This is a genomic window from Reichenbachiella agarivorans, from assembly GCF_025502585.1.
Lineage (GTDB): Bacteria > Bacteroidota > Bacteroidia > Cytophagales > Cyclobacteriaceae > Reichenbachiella > Reichenbachiella agarivorans.
The window spans coordinates 3,821,259-3,828,143 of the sequence record NZ_CP106679.1 but is presented as its reverse complement, the minus strand read 5'-3'; the positions used below and the strand labels follow the sequence as shown (position 1 = coordinate 3,828,143).

At 42.3% G+C, this 6,885-nt stretch carries 4 protein-coding genes; 1 reads left to right on the top strand and 3 read right to left on the bottom strand.

From position 1 onward, the window contains the following. Positions 1-165: 165 nt before the first annotated feature. Together N6H18_RS16040 and N6H18_RS16035 are read right to left on the bottom strand one after the other, a co-directional pair. Complete coding sequence (locus tag N6H18_RS16040; protein ID WP_262309298.1) at positions 166-3,516, bottom strand: FG-GAP-like repeat-containing protein; 3,351 nt, start codon at positions 3,514-3,516, stop codon at positions 166-168. Between the two features lie 24 nt (positions 3,517-3,540). Further along, positions 3,541-5,127 carry a PorP/SprF family type IX secretion system membrane protein gene (locus tag N6H18_RS16035; protein ID WP_262309297.1) on the bottom strand — a complete coding sequence of 529 codons (1,587 nt, stop codon included), beginning with the start codon at positions 5,125-5,127 and terminating at the stop codon, positions 3,541-3,543. A 221-nt stretch (positions 5,128-5,348) separates the two neighbouring features. Here N6H18_RS16035 and N6H18_RS16030 point away from each other — a divergent pair, with 221 nt between their 5' ends. Then, on the top strand, positions 5,349-6,194 hold the full coding sequence (locus tag N6H18_RS16030) for a PorT family protein (RefSeq protein ID WP_262309296.1): 846 nt from the start codon (positions 5,349-5,351) through the stop codon (positions 6,192-6,194). Positions 6,195-6,292: 98 nt separating this feature from the next. On the opposite strand, the gene N6H18_RS16025 is transcribed toward N6H18_RS16030, so the two are convergent. Next, the gene (locus N6H18_RS16025; protein WP_262309295.1) at positions 6,293-6,709 is read right to left on the bottom strand and encodes a TerB family tellurite resistance protein; all 417 of its coding nucleotides are present in this window, start codon (positions 6,707-6,709) and stop codon (positions 6,293-6,295) included. Positions 6,710-6,885 lie beyond the last annotated feature (176 nt).

Here is a 6,885-nt window from a genome sequence, read left to right as displayed (position 1 = left end):
TAGAAGTTCGTTTTTCGATGAATTTACGGTTTTACCCTACCAAACTAGGTAGAACCCCTATCAATTTTTCAGCATCTAGAAAGAGGTACTTCTGGAGTCCTCTCTCTAGGTAAAATGTGGTTATTTACGGTATTCTCCTAGTAAATTAGGTAAACTACCTAGGTCTTATCTGGCCATAAAGATGGCTCCTCCGCTCTCATTTTGACTATCAGAGCAGGACATGATGTAGTAGTAAGTACCGTCTGGAAGTGCTCCTCCATTGGATTGATTGCCATCCCATACACAGTCATCAAAACTGTCGTCTGGAGAGAAACGGATGTCTCTGATTTTGCGCCCTTTTGCATCGAATATGCTAACTGTACAGTCAGTTCCACTGACGTTGGAGATCTGCCAGCAATCCCCAATGCCATCTCCATTGGGAGTGAAGCTTTTGTCTGCCTTTACACCAGGGGTAATGAGCAATACACTGTCAGTCACTAAACAACCTAGTATATCAATACCTTCCACAGAGATCATTTCTCGTGCATTTTTTGGTGTAGCGGTGACTTCATTGGCTGTAGGGTTGTCGATGTAGGATTCTGGTGACCACATAGGGTTGGTCGCATCATCTACTCGCAAAACCACTTCGTATTGATCATCTATGAGATTAATGATTTGTCCTAACTCAGGATCTGTTGTGATTTGATTGGGACTAACTGTCGTGATATGGATACCTCCATCTGCGTAATTGCTTACACTGATTTCATTGGCATGAAAAACACAACCCAAATCATCGGTTAGTTGTACCGTTACTCTTGTTTCGTCTCCCACTCTAGCGGTCGTTTGGGTAGAGATGGAGGTACTGTCTGTGTCTACAATTGTTTTCCAATCATAATTCAAATATTGATCTGCCACTCTGAGTAGCAATTCATTTTCTGGGCATTTTTCATAGTTGGTGACATCTGAGTTGTCAGATTCGATGAGGTCTAGTGCTGTCCCAGCTGGTGTAGCCACTATAGTCATGTCCTTGGTCATAGGTGTATAAGGACAGTTGCTGATGTTTTCATAACTAGCGGTCAAGGAAACGGTGTAGTTACCTGCCATGGGATGAGCATAATTGACGGTGTTGCCTGTCTGTGTAGTACTGCCATCACCAAAATCCCAAGTATTGACAATCGTAAATGCTCCTGTCGAACCTGCGGTGTAGGTGATTTCAGCATCTTCACATTTGGTGTCGTCCGAGGTGGTGAAAGTGGATACTGGGGGAGCGACAGTGGTTAAGTTTCTTACTTCACTCGTGTAATCACAGCCTGATTTAGATATAGTAACAGAATAAGCCCCCGCCGTAGAGGCTACTAGATTGGTAGGGTCTGTTTCTACTGGGGCATAACTCACGCCATTGAGCTTCCAATCATAGGTGTATCCATTGAATACACTGGTAGAAAGATTGATCGTTGTACCAGTGCAAAAAACATCAGGTACTGGGTTATTGACTGCTACTACCGGTATAGCTACCATATTTAACAATACTGGAACGGATGATCTGGCACAGCCAGTAGCAGTAGATGTAGTCGTAAGAATATACTCTCCAGATAGGTTGACATCCATAGATGCGATTTTGATGTCAGCTGGAATGGTACTTTCTACAGAAAAGTCTCCTGGACCTGTCAATAGATAATTGTTGCTGGCGTCAGCTGTGATTGTGAGTGTAACCTCTTCTCCTAAACAAGGAGTAGCGTTGCTAAAAACGAAGGAAGGCTGGGTATAAGTACCGCCTAGATTCTGAACAACAACTGCAGCAGAGACATTGTCGCAGTTGTCATCAACTGATACTGTATAGCTGCCAGCATCCGCTGCTGCTACGGTGTGTGTATTGGTAGTCGTAGGTAGGACGGTACTTCCTTTTTTCCATACATAACTTAGCCCCGTCAATGGTGCGACTAGGTCAACGGATTCTCCTGCACAGAGTTTGAGACTACCACTAGGGGTGATGGTCGGTGTATAGCATGCATTGTTGAATTTGACGCCCAAGAAACCATTGCCGCTAGAGGTAGAGTTGTGGGTAAATAGAAAATCAGGTCTACCGTCACTGTCTATGTCAGCTACTTTTATGTTTCTGCTGTTTTGGGTAATGGCGATATTCGAAACTTGATAACTCGCAGGTAGAATACTAGCTGGGTTTTGATTCATGATCACGTAATAGTTGTTAGACCCAAAGGATGCTACAGCAATGTCTAAATCACCATCTCCATCAAAGTCTCCCAAGTCCAGTCCCCAACTCGTACTGATACCCGTGATTTGAATAGGTGAAGCAAAGGAAGCGTTTACTCCTGTGCCACTGGTAGTGTTTTGTGCGATTTCTATGAGGTCAATGCTGATATCCGAATTGGTCAATACCAGATCTACCAAGCCATCGTTGTTCAAATCCCCCGTTTTGATCGTACGAATATTGCTACCTGTAGTGTGACGTACTGCACTAGAGAAAGAGATCGTACCTGGCTGCCCTATGTTGTTGAATACATAGAAACCACTTTCTGTCAAATTGGATACAATGATCTCAGGGAACCCATCTCGGTTAAGGTCAGCAATGTCTATACCTCCTAGTCCAGAACTACCGCTGTTTTCTGATGCAGTCAGTACCTGAGGGGTAGCGACAAATGAAATTACATTGGGTGTGACAGCTCTGTTGCTATTGTTCTTGAAATAGTACACCAGATTTTCGTCTTCCATGGCAACAACCAGTTCAGGTCTCCCATCTAGATCTAAATCACCTAATGCAAATCTTCCTGGTTTTCTAAAGTTGCCGTCTCCATCGTCTGGCATAATTAGGTCTTGTTTGGTGGCAAAGCTAGGATTGTCAACAGATCCAGCTGTTGCCGTGTTGTTTCTGTAAACAAATAAGCTGGCAGCACCACCTAGTTTATTTGCAGCGAGATCTGGGTAGCCGTCACCGTCCATGTCTCCACAGATGACATTGGTTACAGGAGATCCATTGCTGATTTCAGTTCTGGTGAATGTCAGGTTGGTACTGCCAATTCCTGACTTGGTGTTGGTGAATATTGAAATGTCATTTGCACCGACATTGGAGATTGCAATATCCAAATCACCATCTTGGTCAAAATCACAGGTGCAGATATCTTGTGTTTGCACCTTGTCGGTCGCAAAGGTTTTCTTGTCACCCATCGCAGCAGACATTTGAGCGGCTGTTAAGTTTTGTCCTTCAAATGAGTAATTGAACTTCTTGTTGGATGTGGCAATTTCACCAGAAGTAGTATTGATGACAGTTATTTGTTCAAAGGTAGCACCAAAAGGAACAGTGGCTTTGATCAGTGTTTCTGTAGCATCCACAGAGGTAGCCATTGCTCCTCCAAAAAACACAACCACATTGGTTGTAGGGAAATTGCTCCCAACAATGTTGACGACTTCACCTGCAGCTGCAGAAGAAGGGTTGATGTTGTTTATATAAGGTACCTGTGCAAAAACTGTAGAGACAGTGAGACAAAGGGCAACTATCAAAGCGAATTGACTGATTTTCATAACTGAATGATTCAACATATCTGATTAGTTCAATACATTTAAAATATACACGTGATCCAGGTTGTGGCGTTGACTCCACACCTCTTGCTCTTCCATGGCAATCTGCATGGTGGCGCCCTTGTGTACGACTACTACATATTGTTTCAATGCTGAAACATAACCTACTATAGCACCATGATAGCCCATTTGGAATATCTCGTCACTGTAGTCTTCTGCTGATTGGAAATCCTCAAATTCACCCGCTACCACATGGTGACCTGCTGGTAATTCAAGGAAATGTGTTCCTTTTCTCACTGTACTTGGTGGCAATTCTGCATCGGATACAGGAGTAGCTGTCAGTGCGTCGTGCCATTTGACCGTACTCGTTTTGCTGCTATCGGCTCTGGTTTGTATATAAGTAGCTCCGAGTTCCCATACACCCGCTTCCGTCGTTCTTTCTAGCAGAGGAATGTTTGGATCCAAGGTTTCACTTACAAACTCTTCTTTTGAAGTAGTAGTGGCAACAACCTCAGGAGTTGTTTCTGTTGTCGCTGGGACTACTGCTGTTGCTGGCGTGTTGTTTTCTGTTGGTTGTGGTTTTTCAACCACAGCTACAGCAGGCTTGGCAGCTTCTTCTGCTGCTTTTTGACGTTGTGCGGCCAATTGCTGTCTTCGTTGCTCAGCTCTGTCTAACTGTTTCTTGGTTTTGTCAAAGTTCTGAATGAATGAAATGGCTTGTTTTTGGTTTTTCTTCTTCTTGCCAATGTTGTAGCCTAAACTTACTTCCAACGAACCTGAAGAGAATCCTTCTAACTCTGTGTTGCCATACTCATAGGAGAAGCCCAAAGCCCATGTTTCTTGGATTTTGAATCCCAACAAGGCTGCCATTCCATATTGTTGACGGTAATTCAGACCTGCCCAAACGACATGGCCAATGTGTGCAATGGCAGCCACCTCAAACTGAGGCATGTTGACTGTAGAAAATCTATAGATCACGTGTGGTTCGAGAACCAAATCTCTGTTGACCAAATATCGGTAGTTAGCCTGCAGCATGATGTTTTCATAGGATTTGAGTTCTACTTGGCTAAACCCATCCGTGCTCACCACATTTCTGCCTAATAGGTTAGGAATAGAAATCCCTACATTGAGGTCTTTGTAGTAGTAGGAGGCACCTAGGTCGGCCATGATAAATGAGGTGCCTGATCCAGCCAAGGCTGCTAGCGTAGGGTCATTGCCAGGTTCTAGGTCATAGGAAGTATAGCCTCCTCCGAACGAAAAGCCGATGCGTAGATATTGTTTTTTGTCCAATTGCAATAAATAACCAGCGGTTGCTTTGGCAGCTGAGGTATTGATTGCACCCATTTTATCATTAGATGCCATGGCACCAATAGATAGATTGTTCTCCAACGGGGTATTGAAACTAATATGTGCACTAGAAGGAGCCCCTTCTAGTCCCATCCACTGCTGACGGTAAACACCAAAAGCAGTCGTATAACCTGTGGAACCTACGTATGCGGAGTTTAAAACATAAGGGTTCATGAAAAACTGACTATAAACCCGCTGATCCTGAGCATTCAGTTGAGCTACTACGGTCAATGCCAATAGTAGCAATGGAATTATCTTTTTCTTCATACAATACACCTAACTACAACACAAATTACCTGCAAGCAGATAATATCAAATAACACATTCGTCAAAAATAGGGGAAAAATCATTAACAAAAGGAAAACGCCCTATCATACAATAAATGATATATTTGAAGTTTATTAATGTAAAGATAAAAAACTCATCAAGCTATGAAATTGAGGTTAATATATATTTTTTTGTATTTTGCTATGAATTAGATCAAAGCTATGAGGATAAAAAATAAACTGGTGTTGGTAATGTGCGTGATGATGTGGTCTACATCTGGCTATGCACAGTTTTGGTTTGGACCCAAGGTAGGAGGGCAGTTGTTGACCCCTAGGTATCAAGAAGAAGCGAGAAAAGATAGTTTCAATACTACATCTAAAGTGAATTGGCACGCAGGTATTGCCTTGGATTATTCTACCAAGAATAATTTTGAAGTGCACACGGAACTGACCTATGTTCGAGTCAATAATAGGAGCAGGAGTACATCGGCATATGAAACCTCTTTGTCAGCTGGCGGACTTGGCGGTCAGTATGTGGATAGTAAGACAACCAATCATTTTATTTCGGCTCCATTGATGGCTCGATTGGTTTTTTTCAAGGACAGTAAAATCATGCTGATGGCGCAGGTCGGACCTAGATTGAGTTATTGGTTAGGAGGGACTGGAAATTTGCGTACAGATGAGTTACAAGAAAATGACCGTGACGAGATCAAATATGATGTTAAGTTTATGGATTTAACTCAGGAGGAGTTGGTAGAAGCCAATGAACCTAATAAATTCATTGTTTCCAAGCCCAATAGATTGCAATATGCCTTGGATTTTGGATTTGGAACCATATTTGAATTTTCTCCTACAAGTCGTCTGATTCTGGATGCCAAGTATAGTTTTGGACACTCCAACATGGCCTTTAATGAAGGAAATAAACTTGATGGTGGGGGACTGTATAAAGAAGATTTGGAATATCGCACCAATATGTTGGTCGTGTCTGTTGCTTACATGTATGGGTATGATGTGATGCTACGCAGAAAGGGTAAGAGTACCATGAAGGTTAAGTACAAGAGAAAGTAAATTAGATTCAAGAACCAAGATTCAAGAACCAAGATTCAAGAACCAAGATTCAAGAACCAAGATTCAAGATTGATTGTATTGGTTCTTGACTTCTGGTTTTATTTTGTCGGTATAAGGTGCTCATCTGCTATACTTCTGAGGAAGTTTCTGTTCGTCGAGATGTTGGGATCACTGTATATGTAGGCAGACAAATCCGCGATGACAGCAGGTTTGTATCCCAGCTTGATGGCGATTCTTTCACAAAAGTCAATTTCGGATTGAAAAACTTTCCCATCCACTTTCATCAGTTGCACAAGATTAAAGAGGTATTCGAACTTGGTGTCGGCTTGTAGGGTGTTCATTTCTGCTATTGGGAGCGGATTGTCAATGATCATCTCGATATCATCTTCAGTCAAGCCATGTAGAGAGCCAATATAATGAATCAACTTAGCTTCAGGCTCTGCGATGAAGTTGTCTACCTTAGAAAGGCGAACCAATAGGCTAAGGTGCTCTTTGACGTCAGGCATGTGAGACATGTGAGATTAGGTTAGTTTGTGGGTTAAAGAAATTCCTTCTACAAGTTCTCGAAAATGTTTTAAAAATCAAATAAAATGTTTCTGCTTGATTTAGGGAGGTTTCAAATCGTTTGTTCTGTCTGTGGATAAAAATAACTGGGATTGTTTTGCAAATTCAATTTGCTGTGATATAATTG